This is a genomic window from Shewanella sp. SW1 (assembly GCF_025653545.1).
In the GTDB taxonomy this organism is placed as follows: domain Bacteria; phylum Pseudomonadota; class Gammaproteobacteria; order Enterobacterales; family Shewanellaceae; genus Shewanella; species Shewanella oncorhynchi.
The window spans coordinates 298,614-314,473 of sequence record NZ_JAKKSG010000003.1; the positions used below are offsets into that span (position 1 = coordinate 298,614).

General features: G+C 47.5%; 11 protein-coding genes. 7 read left to right on the forward strand and 4 right to left on the reverse strand.

Translation table 11 applies throughout. From position 1 onward, the window contains the following. The first annotated feature begins 391 nt into the window (after nucleotides 1-391). From L5M71_RS04510 to L5M71_RS04520, 3 genes are all read left to right on the forward strand, one after another. Entirely contained in the window at nucleotides 392-2,635 is a 2,244-nt protein-coding gene (locus L5M71_RS04510) for a hypothetical protein (protein WP_263205225.1), read from the forward strand. Between the two features lie 10 nt (nucleotides 2,636-2,645). Further along, nucleotides 2,646-4,346, forward strand: a complete 1,701-nt coding sequence (locus tag L5M71_RS04515) for a toxin-antitoxin system YwqK family antitoxin (RefSeq protein WP_263205223.1) — start codon at nucleotides 2,646-2,648, stop codon at nucleotides 4,344-4,346. Nucleotides 4,347-4,944: 598 nt separating this feature from the next. Continuing rightward, nucleotides 4,945-5,220 (forward strand): acylphosphatase, encoded by a 276-nt coding sequence (locus L5M71_RS04520; protein ID WP_028759808.1) that lies wholly within the window; start codon nucleotides 4,945-4,947, stop codon nucleotides 5,218-5,220. A 48-nt stretch (nucleotides 5,221-5,268) separates the two neighbouring features. Here the strand turns inward: L5M71_RS04520 and L5M71_RS04525 are convergent, their stop codons facing one another. From L5M71_RS04525 to L5M71_RS04535, 3 genes are all read right to left on the reverse strand, one after another. Further along, nucleotides 5,269-6,270: a peptidoglycan binding protein CsiV gene (locus L5M71_RS04525; RefSeq protein WP_263172020.1), complete on the reverse strand. Its 1,002-nt coding sequence runs from the start codon at nucleotides 6,268-6,270 to the stop codon at nucleotides 5,269-5,271. Further along, nucleotides 6,270-9,755, reverse strand: coding sequence for a transcription-repair coupling factor (gene mfd / locus L5M71_RS04530; RefSeq protein WP_263205696.1), 3,486 nt, complete (start codon nucleotides 9,753-9,755; stop codon nucleotides 6,270-6,272). Before mfd ends, L5M71_RS04525 begins: the two co-directional genes overlap by 1 nt. Before the next feature lie 85 nt (nucleotides 9,756-9,840). Next, nucleotides 9,841-10,482 (reverse strand): hypothetical protein, encoded by a 642-nt coding sequence (locus tag L5M71_RS04535; protein ID WP_168827490.1) that lies wholly within the window; start codon nucleotides 10,480-10,482, stop codon nucleotides 9,841-9,843. 94 nt (nucleotides 10,483-10,576) lie between these two features. On the opposite strand from L5M71_RS04535, the gene L5M71_RS04540 reads away from it, so the two are divergent. The 3 genes from L5M71_RS04540 to lolE all read left to right on the forward strand — a co-directional run bounded on the left by L5M71_RS04540 (nucleotide 10,577) and on the right by lolE (nucleotide 13,887). After that, on the forward strand, nucleotides 10,577-11,809 hold the full coding sequence (locus tag L5M71_RS04540) for a lipoprotein-releasing ABC transporter permease subunit (protein WP_263205221.1): 1,233 nt from the start codon (nucleotides 10,577-10,579) through the stop codon (nucleotides 11,807-11,809). A gap of 135 nt (nucleotides 11,810-11,944) precedes the next feature. After that, the gene (lolD, locus tag L5M71_RS04545; RefSeq protein WP_263205219.1) at nucleotides 11,945-12,640 is read left to right on the forward strand and encodes a lipoprotein-releasing ABC transporter ATP-binding protein LolD; all 696 of its coding nucleotides are present in this window, start codon (nucleotides 11,945-11,947) and stop codon (nucleotides 12,638-12,640) included. Continuing rightward, nucleotides 12,637-13,887, forward strand: coding sequence for a lipoprotein-releasing ABC transporter permease subunit LolE (gene lolE / locus L5M71_RS04550; RefSeq protein WP_263205217.1), 1,251 nt, complete (start codon nucleotides 12,637-12,639; stop codon nucleotides 13,885-13,887). Before lolD ends, lolE begins: the two co-directional genes overlap by 4 nt. A gap of 276 nt (nucleotides 13,888-14,163) precedes the next feature. On the opposite strand, the gene suhB is transcribed toward lolE, so the two are convergent. After that, nucleotides 14,164-14,967 (reverse strand): inositol-1-monophosphatase, encoded by an 804-nt coding sequence (suhB, locus tag L5M71_RS04555; RefSeq protein WP_263205214.1) that lies wholly within the window; start codon nucleotides 14,965-14,967, stop codon nucleotides 14,164-14,166. A 153-nt stretch (nucleotides 14,968-15,120) separates the two neighbouring features. On the opposite strand from suhB, the gene trmJ reads away from it, so the two are divergent. Next, nucleotides 15,121-15,849, forward strand: a complete 729-nt coding sequence (trmJ, locus tag L5M71_RS04560; RefSeq protein ID WP_263205212.1) for a tRNA (cytosine(32)/uridine(32)-2'-O)-methyltransferase TrmJ — start codon at nucleotides 15,121-15,123, stop codon at nucleotides 15,847-15,849. Nucleotides 15,850-15,860: the final 11 nt, after the last annotated feature.

Sequence of the window (15,860 nt, forward strand, 5' to 3'; positions counted from 1 at the left end):
ACAATGGGGCAATCGCTTTTTAGATGAACGAACAGCGAGAGGGTTAGTGAGGATTGGCATTGTTGCACCAGTGACCGTTGGCGGCATGGATGCCGCCGTCGAGCCCTCAGGGACGAGTTTATGGCGTGTCACTGGGGAAGCAATGACAATTCAAGCCGCAAACTGACGACAAAATTATCTTGCTTTGGGGCAAATATCTTTTTAGCTAAACGAACAGCAGAAGTGTTATTTAAGATTGGCATTGTTGTACCTGTGACTATCTAAAAAGGATGCTTAGTCGCGCACTCTGGTGTTGCGCTGGATAGGCATAAATAGCCAAAGCATTTTATTTACTGGGTATGAAAGGGCATAATGCGGCGCTTACTATTTGTTTGAGATACAAGGAATAACCATGAAGTACTTGGTTAGCGTAGTTGCATGCTGTTTATTATCGGCCTGTTCTTTTGGGGATGCTGATGTTGAGTTTACGCCTGAAAAAGGGGAAGAGCGCTCGTATCAGCTGTATAGCACCACTAACATCACTGTAGACAATGGTCAGCGTACCGAAACGGTTAACGCCACGTCACATCAATTGCTGCGTTATAAGGTCCTCGAAACAGGCAAAAACAGTCGGTTTCAAGTGCATGTCGATTATATGAACATGCGCGATGGCCAAGGGAGCGGCGTCAGTAGTGGCCAGCGGGCCGATCGTAATCCCGAAATGCACGCTATTTTCTCGCAGGGATTTGAATTTTCTTTAAATCTAGACGATGGCAGCGTTAAAGAATTCAGTGCATTGAACAAACCTCTATGGCAGGCCCTGCTGGCTGAACGCGGCGCAGAGCTTGAGCAGGAACTGAAAAAGCTCTTTAGCTCATCGGCCTTTCTTAGCACCATACCCGCCAAAGCGGGGGCGGTTGTCGCGCTTCCTGCCTATCAAGGCCACGCGAATGCAAAACTTACCGTCTTGCAAGTCACTGATACTCATGTGTTAGCCAAAGTTGAAAGTGGCGGCGAGCAAGCCAAAATATACGGTCAGCTGATGTTAGAACGTGAGCGGGGGTGGTTAGCGCAGTTAGCCTTAGTGGCAGAAGCGCCGTTTGAGCGCTACGGCTATAAGGGCACAGTGCGCAGCAACGTTATTATGTTGCCGCAGGAGCGCCAGTTGGGCGATCTGACACAGTATTTAGGTTTTTATGATTTCCCAGTATTTGAGTATCAAAAACAACCTGACGTTGTGTTGGATAATGTCAATAAGACCTTAACCCAAGATGCTGTATTTGCCTATGATGCGGGCTACTTTTACCAGCAAGATGATTTATTAAAGCTGACTTATCAGTATGACTTTTCAGGTTTTAAACCCGAAGGCGGGTTTAGCTTAACCGATATCACAGCACACAGTGCGGATGGCACAGTACTGCCGCTGCAATTGAGCAAGGTAGGCAGTTACAGTTATCCAGAACAGGATGGTTTCCATCAGTCTGAGCTGCAGAATTTGCTTATCGGTTGGAATGCGCCGAATGACCTCTTAGCTCAGGTTGCTGAGTTTCGCGCGACTGCCCATTATCGCGGCGCGAAATTAGTCAAACTTAACCTGACCCCCGATCCCAGCAAAACTGTGGTCTTGCAGTATGAAGATATACAGCTGGAACTCTCGCCAATCCCAGATAAATCATTCAGTTATTTGCTGAAATCGCGAGGCAGCACTGACAAATCTTGGTTATACCGGCGCTTTGACGGTGCCGAAGGCGCTATGGTGAAATATCTTTCACCGCCGCCCATTGGGCCGGATTGGTTAACCCCGGCAGAGCAAAATATGGTGGCGTTGGCCTCAGCGGCACAATATGAATCGATCACACAGTTTACCTTTCCCGCAGCGCCGCCGACGCTGACACTCTATGTGAATACTGTGGTTGACAGTGGTGAACTGACTAAGAACATTCGTTTTATTCCGACTCAAGATTACGCGCAAAATGTCGCCTATCCGCCGGCGCAGCAACAGCTGCTTTATAGTGATGATATGTATGCGTCCTATGTTAATCAGCCGCAAGTTACTGCACCTGAAGACCCCGCCTTACTTGAGCCGCAAGTCGTGGCCAAATACGGCGTCAGTTTGCTGTTAACTTCCGAGCAGGCAGCTGTGTGCACGCTCAGTGTTGTCGATGCACCTAAGGTCAACGAGCACACACTGCAATGGACAAACACAAGCACTAACACTAACAACACGGGTTTTGGTGGAGGGCTGGATAAGTTTGTGCTGTATCAACTGACTAGCGCCGATGGGATCCGCCGCAATTTTTACGACATCAATGTCAGCAGCACTTTGGCCTGTACCGGTACGCCCAAATGGCAAGCGCTAGCGTATCAACCCGAGCAAAGCTGGTTGATTGATATCACTCAGTTGCCGAATGTTGATACCCATCAAACCGTGGCCGACTTTATGCGGCGCTATCGTTTTTTAAATGCGCAAAATTTACAGCTAGCTCCTGCTATTCAAGGTGACAGCAGTGATTTTTATCAGCGTCCGTTGCAGCAAGTATTACGTGAGGAACGCTGGTTTGTACTGGCGGGGCGCGCAGCACAGATAGAGCAGCTGACGATAAGCGGCGAACCGGTCAATAAACAGTGGGTTAATACATTCCCTGCGTTACCTTAAGGAGCAGAATATGAGAGTCTTATTACTATTATCTGCACTACTTATGTCGTTTAATCTGTCGGCTGAGCGAATTTTACTCGACGAATTATGGCGGCTTAGCGATGTGCCTGGTGAAGCCATTTATTATCAGGAGCAAGCACCAACAGAGAAAGATGGCGTGTGGCCGCTACAACTCTTTTATCTGGAGACGGATAAACCCGTTTTTAAGGGTAGCGTCAACAGTCCCAATTTAGCCGAGAGTTTTATCGTTGGTGATTTCGAGTTTTTCTACCCCGATGGTCAACTGTCTCGCAAGGGCAGTAGCGATGCGCAAGGGCGCTATCAGGGCACGCATCTGCATTATTGGGAAGACGGAGCGCTCTCGGGAGAGTACCACTACCAGCATGGCCAGTTGCATGGAGATCAGAAAAGTTACCATACTAATGGTCAATTAAGGGAGCTTCAGCATCGTGTGAATGGGGCTGAATTAGGATTATCGCAAAGTTATTTTAACAATGGCCAGTTGCAAACACGCGTAACCTACGGCGCTAACGGTATGGAAGGGCTATATGAAAGCTTTCATAACAATGGTCAGCCGGAGCAAACCGTTAATATGGTGGCGGGAAAAAGAGAAGGCGAGCGACTGTATTGGACAAAAGATGGCTGGTTATACACTAAAGAGTTTTATCTTAAGGGGAAAATACACGGTGAAGTGTTGATTTACCGAGCTGCCGATGTGCTGCAAGAGATTAAACACTATGAGCATGATAAACAGGTGGGAAACCAGCAGCGTTTTGATGAACAAGGGCGGTTAGCAGAGCTGCAAAAGTATGATAAGGATGGTCGTGGAATTCAACATATTACCTATGATAATGCCGGTAATGTTGCGACCCAAACCGACACGCAATACCTTGCTAAAGGTCAGACTAGCACTGAACAGCGCTTCGATTCTGCGGGAAAGTTAACTTATCAATATCAGCAAGATACTGCAAAAGACTGGAGCTTACGTCAGCGTTTTGATGCAGCAGGTGAGCTGATTGAACGTGATGAACAACTCAAGGGGCGATACGATGGCTTGTATATCGGTGCTGGCTGGAACGGTTATATCAGGCGGATAAACTACCGCAAAGGTCAAATGCACGGTGCATATCGAGAAGATAAGGCCGAGGACGGCGGCTTTGTCAGCGGCCAATATCACTTAGGGTTAAAGTCCGGCAAGTGGGTCACAAAAAACGCGGATACGACGCGCAATGAGCAGTTTAACCAACAAGGTGAGCTGAGTGGTGAACAAACAGAAATCGCAGCCGATGGCACGATAATGCGTCGAGAGTTTTATAAAAACGCTAAGTTACATGGCGCGTATTTACTGCGTGGCTTTGATAAACAACTGCAAGCCCAAGGTCAGTATGTTAACGGTCAGCGCGAAGGCCAATGGCTGCTGCAAGATGAAAGCAGCTACAGCATGGTTAAGCTCTGGCATGGCAACTATAAAGCAGGACACGAAGTGGGTCTCTGGCAAGCCTTTTCCGTCAATGGCCATTTATTAGGGCGGGCCCAGTATGATGATAAAGGTCAATTGCAAGGCAAAGGCTATAGTTTTAACGAAGATGGCAGCCTGCTGCAAAGTGATGAGTATCTTGATAATCAACTGCATGGGAGGTCGGTGTACTACTTTAATGGTGAACCCTCATCCGAGTATCGCTATCAAAATGGTCAGATGATCAGCGAGTAGCACTTCATCACCTAACCACACAATCAAGCAAAAACCGGCTAATTAGGTCGGTTTTTTGCTTTTTTGCATCTAGTTTGCTTGCCTTGCTTTATCGTCAGGCATACGCGCCGCTTGTCATTAGAGGGGGACTTCTCAACCCCTCGTTTCGTGTTTACTAACTTGCCAGAACAAACACAATCTCAGCGTTAAACGTCAACACGCCTTTATACTTCTTTGGCTATCACAGGGGGTGTTTTTAAACATGAACAATGTAGATGGGTGTACGAGCTGATTTTCAGCTAAAAGCATTATATTCATTCGGGATGGATAGTTTTACTTTTCAAACTCTTGAAAATAATTATTTATTGTGTAAAGTAGCGACCCTTGCTATTTTGTAACAAAATGATACAGATTTGCTGTTTTATTTGTCCATTTATTGGATATCCCTTTGCGTATGTCGCCCGACACAGCTAGCAGCAGTCTTGTTAGCTGTTTTTTTTGCCTAAATTTAAATATTGTTTGTTTTTTGCTCTACAAATCCATAGGTTAACACTTAGCCTTTGGATAATTGCGGCTATGCTTATTTCTATAACAAGGTTCCGTGAAAAAGGAGCGTGAGATGAAGCGAGTATTAATTAATTTGACGGGAAAAGTGCAAGGTGTTGGTTGCCGTCATGCGACCTTGACTAAGGCCAGAGCCCTTGGTGTGACAGGATATGTAACCAATTGCCGCGATGGCAGTGTTGAAGTACTCGCCCAAGGCAGTGACATTGCTGTTAATGCTTTAATTGCTTGGTGCGAAGTAGGTGTGCCTTGCACTGAGGGATTAACCGTAACGGTAGGAGAAGACGAGGCTGATGATATCTACCTCGATTTCTCCATCGTTCAGTCTTAATTTAAACGTACCGTGTTAACTTAAGAATTGTGCGGGTTGTGTGTTTGTTCAGTATTGGCCAACAGTCTGTATTGATTCGGCATTCTGATTATTTTGCATTGCACTGGGTTGCGCCATCTTGCGGATTTGGATCACCATGCCCATTTCGGGATGATCTAAATAATGGATTTCTTCACTCTTCACACGGCGGTTTTGCTCCAAAGGCACAGACATTAAAAATGGTGTCATGACTTTGGGCGCCGTGAGTGTTGCGCTGGTATCGGCCGCATCACTGGGTACGGCTGGCATTAATTTTCTGCCTTCTTTGCGCAAGTGCAATGCGGTTTCAATATACAAATAGTGGCTTAAATAGATATTCAGTGTGCCATCTAATTCCCATACTGGTGATACAGCAGGTGCAAGCATTGGCGTGCCATCGGCATTAGTCATAGGCTCTGCTTGAGCTTGCTTAATGATTTTTCTGCCATCGAAGTGATAAGTACCTGAGAAATCTTTACCCGCAAATAAGCGTATGGGTACTGAGCCACTCTTACCACGCATAGGTTGTTGCCAAGCCATGTGCAGTAAACTGCGCGTACCACGTTCGCGGGAAATACTATTGATAATGCTCGCGAACTGACTTTGGCTGCGGGTTAACAATACTGGGTTGCCATTGGCTGTAGGATAACTGATCTGTGCGCTGCTGATTTCTGATGGGATCACCGGCGGGTAACGATATTCCACACTCGCAGGCACAGCAGGCATAGGTTCTGACGTCGAGGTACCGTTTAAGGTTTCAGCGCAGTGGCTATTTGCATCGGCATCAAAGACCAGTGTGCAAGGCGCAGATGCGCTGGGTATCGGCGTGATTGCTTGCGCGATAGCGGGGGAGATTAAGTCTATTGCGTTATCGGTTTTCGTCTTGTTCGGCGTATCAGGCCATTGTTCACTTGACTGACTTTGGCGTTCAAACACATAGACTTCAACCTCGAACCAAGCTTCTGCTTGGACGACCTGACTGTGTGATAGTGCAATGAGTGTAGCGATAGAGACCGCGAGTTTACGTAACACTATTTATCTCCAAGACGATGTTGCGATAATTGTTCTAGCAAGAGTTTCACTAAAGCGAGCCTGTCTTTACTGGTTTCGGCTGCAAGGCTGAACTTTAACTTATTCGGTCCTTCCATTCGATAGATTTGTGGCTGGCTTTGGAGTAATCCAATAATAAACACAGGATCTATGACATGATCATCACTAAATTCGATGCTGCCACCTTTACTGTGCACTTCTATTTTAGTCGCACCTAAGCGAGTCGCCTCATGTTTATAGAGGGTCATTTCCATTAAGTTACGCGTCGGTTCAGGTAATAAGCCAAAACGGTCGATCAATTCGACTTTTAACTCATCCAGCGCCGCCTGTGTTTCGCAACCTGCGATGCGTTTATAGAGCGACAGACGAATATTTACGTCGCTCACATAGGCTTCAGGCAGAAGGGCGGGGATACGCAGTTCAATTTCGCATTGCTGATTGAGCATTTGCGCCAGTGACGGTTCTTTGCCTTGTTTTAAGGCTTTTACTGCCGCTTCGAGCATTTCCATGTACAAGCTAAAACCAATTTTCGAAATATGGCCACTCTGTTCATCGCCCAAGAGTTCACCTGCGCCGCGGATCTCTAAATCTTGGGTCGCCAGCATAAAGCCCGCACCGAGATCTTCAAGAGCATCAATGGCTTCTAAACGTTTGCGTGCATCTGGGGTCATACGTTTGGGATGCGGCGTCATCAAATAAGCGTAGGCCTGATGATGCGATCGCCCGACGCGGCCACGCAATTGGTGTAACTGTGCCAGACCAAAGGTATCAGCGCGCTCAATAATAATGGTGTTGGCACTTGGGACGTCGATACCGGTTTCGATAATAGTGGTACAGACTAACACGTTGAATCTTTGATGGTAAAAGTCTGACATTACCCGTTCTAGATCGCGCTCACGCATTTGACCGTGGGCAACGACGACTCGCGCTTCAGGCAATAAATCGATAATGCCTTGGGCACATTTCTCAATACTTTCAACATTATTGTGCAGGTAATACACTTGGCCGCCACGGAGAATTTCCCGCAAAATGGCTTCGCGCACAGTCGCGGGATCCGATTCCCGCACAAAGGTTTTCACCGCTAAACGTTTGGCGGGCGGGGTGGCGATAATCGATAAATCGCGCATGCCCGACATGGCCATGTTTAAGGTGCGCGGAATAGGCGTTGCGGTCAGGGTTAAGATATCCACGTTGGCGCGCAGCGCCTTGATTTTCTCTTTCTGACGCACACCGAATCTATGTTCTTCGTCGATAATCAATAGGCCTAAGTTTTCAAACTTGGCCTCAGATTGCAGTAGCTTGTGGGTACCTATAACGATATCGACTTTGCCTTCTTCCAATTGCTGCAGCACTTGAGTCTGCTCTTTGGCGGTACGAAAGCGTGACATAACTTCAGTAACCACGGGCCAGTCGGCAAATCTGTCTTTAAAGTTTTCATAGTGTTGCTGGGCAAGCAATGTGGTCGGAACTAGCACGACCACTTGTTTACCAGCGTTGACGGCCACAAAGGCGGCGCGCATAGCGACTTCGGTTTTACCAAAGCCCACATCGCCACAGACTAATCTGTCCATTGCGGTCGGCGATTGCATATCGGCTAACACGGCAATGATGGCGCTTTCTTGATCGACGGTTTCTTCGAAGGGGAAGCCGCGGGCGAATTGAGCGTATTCTTCTTCGTCAATTGCGCAGCTTTCGCCGGGACGCGCTTGGCGACGGGCATAGACATCGAGCAGCTCGGCTGCGACGTCGCGGATTTTTTCAATCGCCTTTTTCTTGGCTTTAGCCCACGTCTCGTTGCCGAGTTTATTTAAGTGGGCGTCTTCATCGGCGCCAACACTGTAACGGCTGATGAGATGCAATGAAGACACTGGCACATACAGTTTGTCACCGCCAGCGTATTCTAATTGCAAGTATTCTGCGACCAGTCCACCCGTATCTAGGGTGACTAAGCCCCTATAAAGTGCAACGCCGTGTTCTAAATGCACTATGGGCTGGCCAACTTTGAGTTCGGCCAAGTTTTTAATCAGGGCATCATTACTGATCTGACGCTGTTTTTCACGCCGGCGTTGCTGGGAAATTCGATGGCCGAAGAGTTCAGTCTCACAAATAATACTGATACTTTCTTTGGCGCTGAACTGCAGCAAACAACCGCGTGACAGCGGTGATACGATAAGGCCTAACTTGGCATCACTTTGAATAAATTCATCAAAATGGTTAAACAGCGCAGGTTTTAACTGAATTTTAGCGAGCAATTCAAGCAGCGCTTCACGGCGACCCTCGGACTCGGCGCTAAACAACATGCGTTTGGCGCTGCTGGCATAATCTTGCAGCGCTAGCAGCGGTTGCTTTAATTTATGATTGGCACTGATGTCGGGCAGGGTGCTGGCGGCAATAACAACCGCTTTCGTTGTTTCAGTGCCATCTGTTGGCACTTGCATTTGATAACGTGGCAGCGGTTTAAAGGCGGCAAATAACTCTTCTATGAGTAAATACAGCTCTTTAGGCGCCAGTAATGGCCGCAGCGGATCGACGCGTCTGTCTTGATAGCGATGCTCGACTTCTTGCAGATGGGCGCGCGCCGACTTTTCGATATCGCCTAAGGTGACGAGTTGAGTGTCCTTGGGCAAGTAATCGAATAGGGTGGCGGTGTCATCAAAAAATAGCGGCAGGTAGTTTTCGATCCCCGCCGGCATCAAGTTACGGCTCACTAGCTGATAAACCGATTCCGGCTCTTTGACTATGACCTCGAAACGGCGGCGGTATCTTTGCCTAAAACCTTCGATGGCCGAACTGTCGGTTGGGAATTCCTTCGCGGGCAATAGGCGAATTGAGTCGACAGGTTGCAATGAGCGTTGGGTTTCTGGATCAAAATGGCGAATGGTTTCCACTTCTTCATCGAATAGCTCGATGCGCAGTGGCATATTCATCCCCGTTGGGAAGATATCCAGAATCGATCCGCGAATGGCAAACTCGCCATGTTCATACACTTGCTCCACCGAATGGTAGCCAGTGTCGGTTAAATGCTGGCGTACATCGTGTAACTTGTAGCTATCACCCTTTTTGAGCACAAACACGTTGGCGCTTAAATATGCCTTAGGTGGCAGGCGTATCATCAAGGTGGTGACGGGCACGATAACGATATTTTGCTCAATCTGAGACAGCTGCGATAGCGTTTCGAGTCGCTGGGAAATTAAATCCTGATGGGGCGAAAAACTGTCGTAGGGCAAGGTTTCGCGGTCAGGGAATAATCTGACCTTAATGCCTGTTTTACTGAGCAAATAACTCAGCTCTAACTCTAAGCTTAAGGCGCTTGGCGTGTCACTGGTGACGACTAAGGTCGTTCCCTTATGTTGACGCGCTAAATTGGCGAGTGTAACGGCTTGGCAAACGCCGCCCACGGTGGACAGAGTCTGAATTTGAGTGCCATTTTTGACGGCTGGCGGCGTTAGGGCTGATATGTGAGTCATTGGCGTGCGATAAACTGATTCATTCACAAATAGTTGCAGACATTGTAGAGACTTGATGGCGTAGGTGCCAGAGAAAAGTCAGCGGCTATTGACGCTCGTCTCTGGCGAGTTTGCGTAACTTGAGTTGTTTCTGTTGCACATTGAGGCTGGCTTTGACTAATTGCTCCACGTCAGATTCAAGAATTTGACTGAATTCAAAGTCGGTTTGCCATTGTAGATGTTCAGGTTGAGTATGTTGCTCTGTACTGTCATTACGACTCATATCGCCTTCGGCTTGTGCTATTTTTTGTGCTTGAGTGGCGATGACTTTGCCAAAACAGAGAATGGCAACTAATTCGTCGTGAATAAACAGAGTAATTTTATAGTGGGAGCCAATGTCTAAGGCTGTTGGGGTGAGTAATCTCAGGCCACTGCCACCAAATTGGTTACCAAAGCATTTTTCGCCCTCTTGGGTTTCTTTTTCTAATACATGTTGCAGCACTAAATCTACTTTGCGGGATTGCAGCTTTAAAAAATCCACGACAACTTTTGCCTCGTTATCTAAATGGCGCAGCTGTAGCAAGCAGTTAGCTTCGAGTGTTTTGACTTCGCTGAGCAGTTGAATGCCTAATGATTGCATTGATCTCAGTGCCATTTCTGAGGGTAATGGCTGGGAACTCGGCCATTGGCTTAGGTAGGCGGTAAAGTGGTGAGGCACACTAAAATACGGATTGGTGTCAGTGAACAAGGCTTGCCTCTTTATTTATAGGACCAATACCCCTATTATCGTGCCCATCTTCATGATTTAGCAAGTTCAGCACACAGGACGCAACCCTCTTTCAATGAATCCAGGATTCCCTTTCTATATTGGTTACCGTTATTGGCGGGCCAAAAAAGCGAACGCGTTCGCGTCGTTCATTACCTTATTTGCCGTTTCGGGCATTTTTTTAGGCGTTGCAGCCTTGATCGTTGTCAGTTCAGTGATGAATGGCCTTGAAGGCCAACTTAAGCAACGTATTTTAGGTGCAGTGCCACAATTAACCCTTTATAGCGAAGCGCCGTTAGTCGATTGGACAAAGCAGGCGAGTGCGCTTAAAGCCTTACCGGGTGTGTTAGGCGTTACACCGAGCGTGTCGACGCAGGCCATGGTGCAATCTGCGTCGAATATTCGCGCTGTGCAGGTTTATGGGGTGTTTCCCGAATTAGCGCAAAAGTTATCCTCCGTTGCGCAGCACACTTACTCAGGTGCATTTGAACAGTTGGCGAGTGGCGACTTCAAGGTGATTTTAGGATCTGAGCTCGCACGGCAACTCAAAGTCGCTCCCGGTGATACGGTACGATTATTGAGTGGCGATGGTGTGGTGTACTCCCCATTAGGCCCAGTGCCGAGTCAACGTAAGTTCTTGGTATCTGGCATTTTTGAAATGGGCTCTCAGGTTGATGCCGGCGTTGCATATATCCATTATCAAGATGCAAAGCGTCTAATGCGTCAACCGAGTGAGGCTATTGATCAGCTTAGACTCTATTTAGCCGATCCCTTCAGCGCGCCCGCTTTAGCGTCTAAAGTGCAGGATGTTCTCGCTAAACAAGATATTAAGGTAACAACCAGCGATTGGCGCGATACCTATGGTCACTTGTTTGGTGCGGTAAAAATGGAAAAGAACATGATGTCACTGATGCTGAGCCTGATTGTGGCCGTGGCCGCATTCAATATTGTTTCGGCGCTAGTGATGATGGTGGTCGATAAAACCACGGATGTGGCAGTGCTAAAAACCCAAGGCGTAACCACGCCCGCCGTGATGGGCATTTTTGTGGTGCAGGGTTCGCTCAATGCTGTACTTGGTTTAGTGCTTGGGCTCGCGGTAGGTATACTTATCACTTTGAATCTGAATGGCATTATGACGACCTTAGGCATTTCGATTTTAGGTGCGGGACAGAGTTTGCCAGTAAAACTGGAGTTGATGCAGTTGTCAGTGATTGTGATAGGCACGCTATTGGTCACCTTGTTGGCGACCTTATATCCCGCGCTGCGTGCGGCCAGTGTGCAACCCGCAACTGCGCTGAGATACGAGTAAACCCGTGAGCTTTTATGAATAGTCGTCACCCATGGGCATTCATCCGTGAGTGATGGCTTGCCAAGGTGAAAATAATTTAATGCATTGATTTAATGAAATAAATTGATGCCAAAGCATGTTTAAGAGAGAACTTCAATGCAAGACGTGTTACTGCAAGTGCAGAGTGTCAGTAAGAGTTACCATGATGGCGCCGTGACCACGCAAGTGTTGTCTAATGTCGATTTGCAGGTGTTTAAGGGCGAGCAGTTGGCGATTGTCGGCAGCTCAGGCTCAGGTAAGAGCACACTGCTGCATATTATGGGCACTTTGGATGAGCCAACCGCGGGCAAAGTCTTGTTGCAAGGCGAAGATTTATACCAAGTGTCTAGTGCGCGCCAAGCGCAGATCCGCAATCAAGATCTCGGCTTTATCTATCAATTTCATCATTTATTGCCTGAATTCACTGCGCTAGAAAATGTCGCTATGCCGGCATTTATTCAAGGTAAAGACCGTAAACAAGCACTCGCCGATGCCAAAGTCTTATTGGAGCGGGTAGGGCTAGGCCATCGCATGACCCACATTCCCGCCGAACTATCGGGCGGCGAGCGTCAGCGCGTCGCTATCGCGCGGGCGCTAATCAATCAACCTAAGCTGGTGTTGGCCGATGAACCTACGGGTAACTTAGATGCCAACAGCGGCGATGCGGTTTATGAGTTGATCCGCGAGCTGGCCGATCAGTTAGGTACGGCGTTTGTGGTGGTGACCCATGATCATAAATTGGCTGTCCGTATGGACCGCCAACTGATGATGAAAAACGGTTACTTGCAATTAGCGGCGGAAACCCAAGTATGAAAGGACCGTTAGCCCTATCCATTGGTTGGCGTTTTTATCGCGCCCGCCAATCCAACAGTTTTATTAGTTTTATTTCCTTTGCATCGACTGCCGGTATCGCTTTAGGTGTGGCGGTATTGATCATAGTTCTGTCTGCAATGAATGGTTTTGAGCGCGAGCTAGAGCAAAGATTACTGGGTGTAGTGCCGCAGGCGGACATTGTCGGGGTGGACGAACCTATCGTCAATTGGCAGAGTGTTGCGCAAGGTGCACTACAAATTGAAGGTATTCGTGGTGCTGCCCCCTTTATTCGCATGCAAGGTTTAGTGCAGAAGCCTGGTGGTTTTCAAGGCTTAGCCGTGGTGGGTATTGATCCGAAAGAAGAAACGAAGGTTTCAACTTTGTCACAGTTTATGAGTGATGCAAGCTGGCAGAGTCTGAGCCAAGATGAGAATCATATCGTCCTTGGCGAGAGTTTATTGACTAAGTTGGGGCTTGAGGTGGGTGATACGCTGGCCTTATATGTGCAGGATATCGATCCCGACACGGCAGGCAGTTTACGTGCGGCGAAGAGCCATCGTTTTGTGGTGTCAGGCACCTATCATCTGGGCGGCGAGCTTGAACTGACAACCGCTTATATTCCATTGCAATACGCGGCGCAGATCTTGAACATGAATAACGGTGTAACGGGTGTGCGTATTAGCGTCGATAAAGTGTTTGATGCACCAGTAAAAGTGCGCGAACTCGGTTATGCGCAAAAGCAGTCTGTGTATATCAGTGACTGGACCCGTACTCAAGGGCATTTATATCAAGATATTCAGTTAGTTCGTACTGTGATGTATTTAGTTTTAGTGCTAGTGATTGGTGTGGCCTGCTTTAACATCGTCTCCACCTTAGTGATGGCGGTGCGGGATAAAGCGTCCGAAATTGCGATTTTGATGACCATGGGCCTGAGTCGTTTGGCTGTGATGGGGATTTTCATGGTGCAGGGTGCGTTAAACGGTCTGCTTGGCTGTGGTCTTGGCGGCATTATTGGCATTAGTGTGGCGCTGAATTTAAGTGCGATTGCGAGCTCAGTTGAGCAGTTACTCGGTATTCAACTGCTCTCGGCCGATGTTTACTTTGTCGATTTTTTACCGTCTGAATTGCATGTTTCGGATGCGGTACTGGTGATTGTTATGGCGTTTGTGATGAGTTTAATCGCGACTTTGTATCCCGCTTGGAAGGCGAGCCAAATTTCACCAGCACAAGCGTTAGCGGGTAGATAACTGGATAAGTGGTTGTTCGTCCTGTTAGCCGATTTGGGCTGAAATCAGTGCAGATGTTTTCAGGACACTCCTTTCTTCCCAATGACTATTGCTTAATTACTATACTATTTCTAAATACGATATTGTGGCGACTGAGGACTTGATAACTCGAGTACTTAAGGCTTTAGAATGAAAACCACATAAACAAAAAGGCCAGTGGGCGCTCTTAAAGAGATTACCACTGGCCTTTTTTGTATTTGTTTTATGCGTTTATTTAAAGCTAAGTGTTAATCTTGATTAACGCTTTAAGCCTTCGTTCAATAATGGACGCATGATCTTCACTAATTCTGTGGTCACCTTAGGTGAGCCAGCAACGATGTTGCCCGAAACCAAATAGTTATGGTTACCAGTAAAATCAGTCACTGTACCGCCTGCTTCGCGGCAAATCAGATCGCCAGCAGCGATGTCCCATGGCTTTAAGCCGATTTCAAAGAAACCGTCCAAACGACCCGCGGCAACATAGGCTAAATCTAATGCGGCAGAACCTGCGCGACGTAAGTCAGCACATTGGCCGAAGACTTCGCCGAAAATAGCCATGTAAGTTTCAGTGTGTTGACGCGCCTTGAATGGGAAGCCAGTACCAATAATGGTAGGCGCTAATTCATTCACGTTGGTAACACGCAGACGGAAATCATTGAGTTTGGCGCCTTTACCACGGACGGCGGTAAAGAGTTCTTCACGGACAGGATCGTAAACAACGGCAACTTCAGTCTTGCCTTTGTATTGCAGAGCGATAGAAACCGCGAAGTGGGGAATGCCTCTAACAAAGTTGTTAGTGCCATCCAGAGGGTCGACTATCCAAACATAGTCTTTATTCTCACCGCGGTTTTCGCCTTTCTCTTCACCCACGATAGTGTGATCAGGGTAAGATTTACGAATTTGGTAAGTAATTGTCGCTTCTGCTTCCTTGTCTACACTGGTAACAAAATCGTTGATACCTTTTGAACTGACTTCGATACGGTCAAGTTCAGTATAGGCGCGCATAATAGTTTGGCCGGCCGCGCGGGCAGCGCGTACAGCAATCGTCAGCATCGGATGCATTGCAATCCCCTGGATGTTAAAGAACGTTAAAATAGCGGGCGGTATTATACTCGATTTGATAGTTATATCAAATACCGATTTTCATATAAGCATTCGGCAATGGCTGTGATAATATTCGTCCCCAACGTTTTATGAATTAAATTAAGTTGTTTCATGCTAAGTAATATTCGAGTGGTTTTAGTGGGGACTTCGCACCCCGGCAATATTGGTTCTACTGCCAGAGCGATGAAGACTATGGGTCTGTCTACTCTGTATCTTGCAGAGCCCCGGGTTGAGCCCGACGGTCATTCCATAGCATTAGCCGCGGGTGCATCGGATATTCTGAAACATCTTGTGAAAGTGGATTCACTTGCTGAAGCGATTGCCGATTGCAGTCTAGTGATTGCAACCAGCGCGCGCAGTCGCACCTTAGATTGGCCCATGTTAGAGCCAAGACAAGCTGGGGTGAAATTAGCGACCGAGGCACTTAAAGGCCCTGTTGCGATTGTGTTTGGCCGTGAAAACCATGGTTTAAGCAATGAAGAGCTGCAACAGTGCACTTATCATGTGGCTATCCCTGCAAATCCAGAGTACAGCTCGCTTAATCTGGCGCAAGCCGTACAAATCATTTGTTATGAAACCCGCGTTGCCCATCTCGCGCAAAAAGATGTTGCCGAAGAAGAGCTGACTGAGTATCCCTTGGCTGCCGATCAGGAACGTTTTTTCGCACACCTTGAAACGACACTGTTATCAACTGGATTTATCATCAAGAACCATCCTGGACAAGTGATGATGAAACTTCGCCGCTTGTTTAGTCGTGCACGGATTGAGAGTCAGGAAATGAATATCCTCAGGGGTATTTTGACGTCAATTGAGAAAGTGGCGGGTTCTAACGAAAAATAGCCAAACCTTAA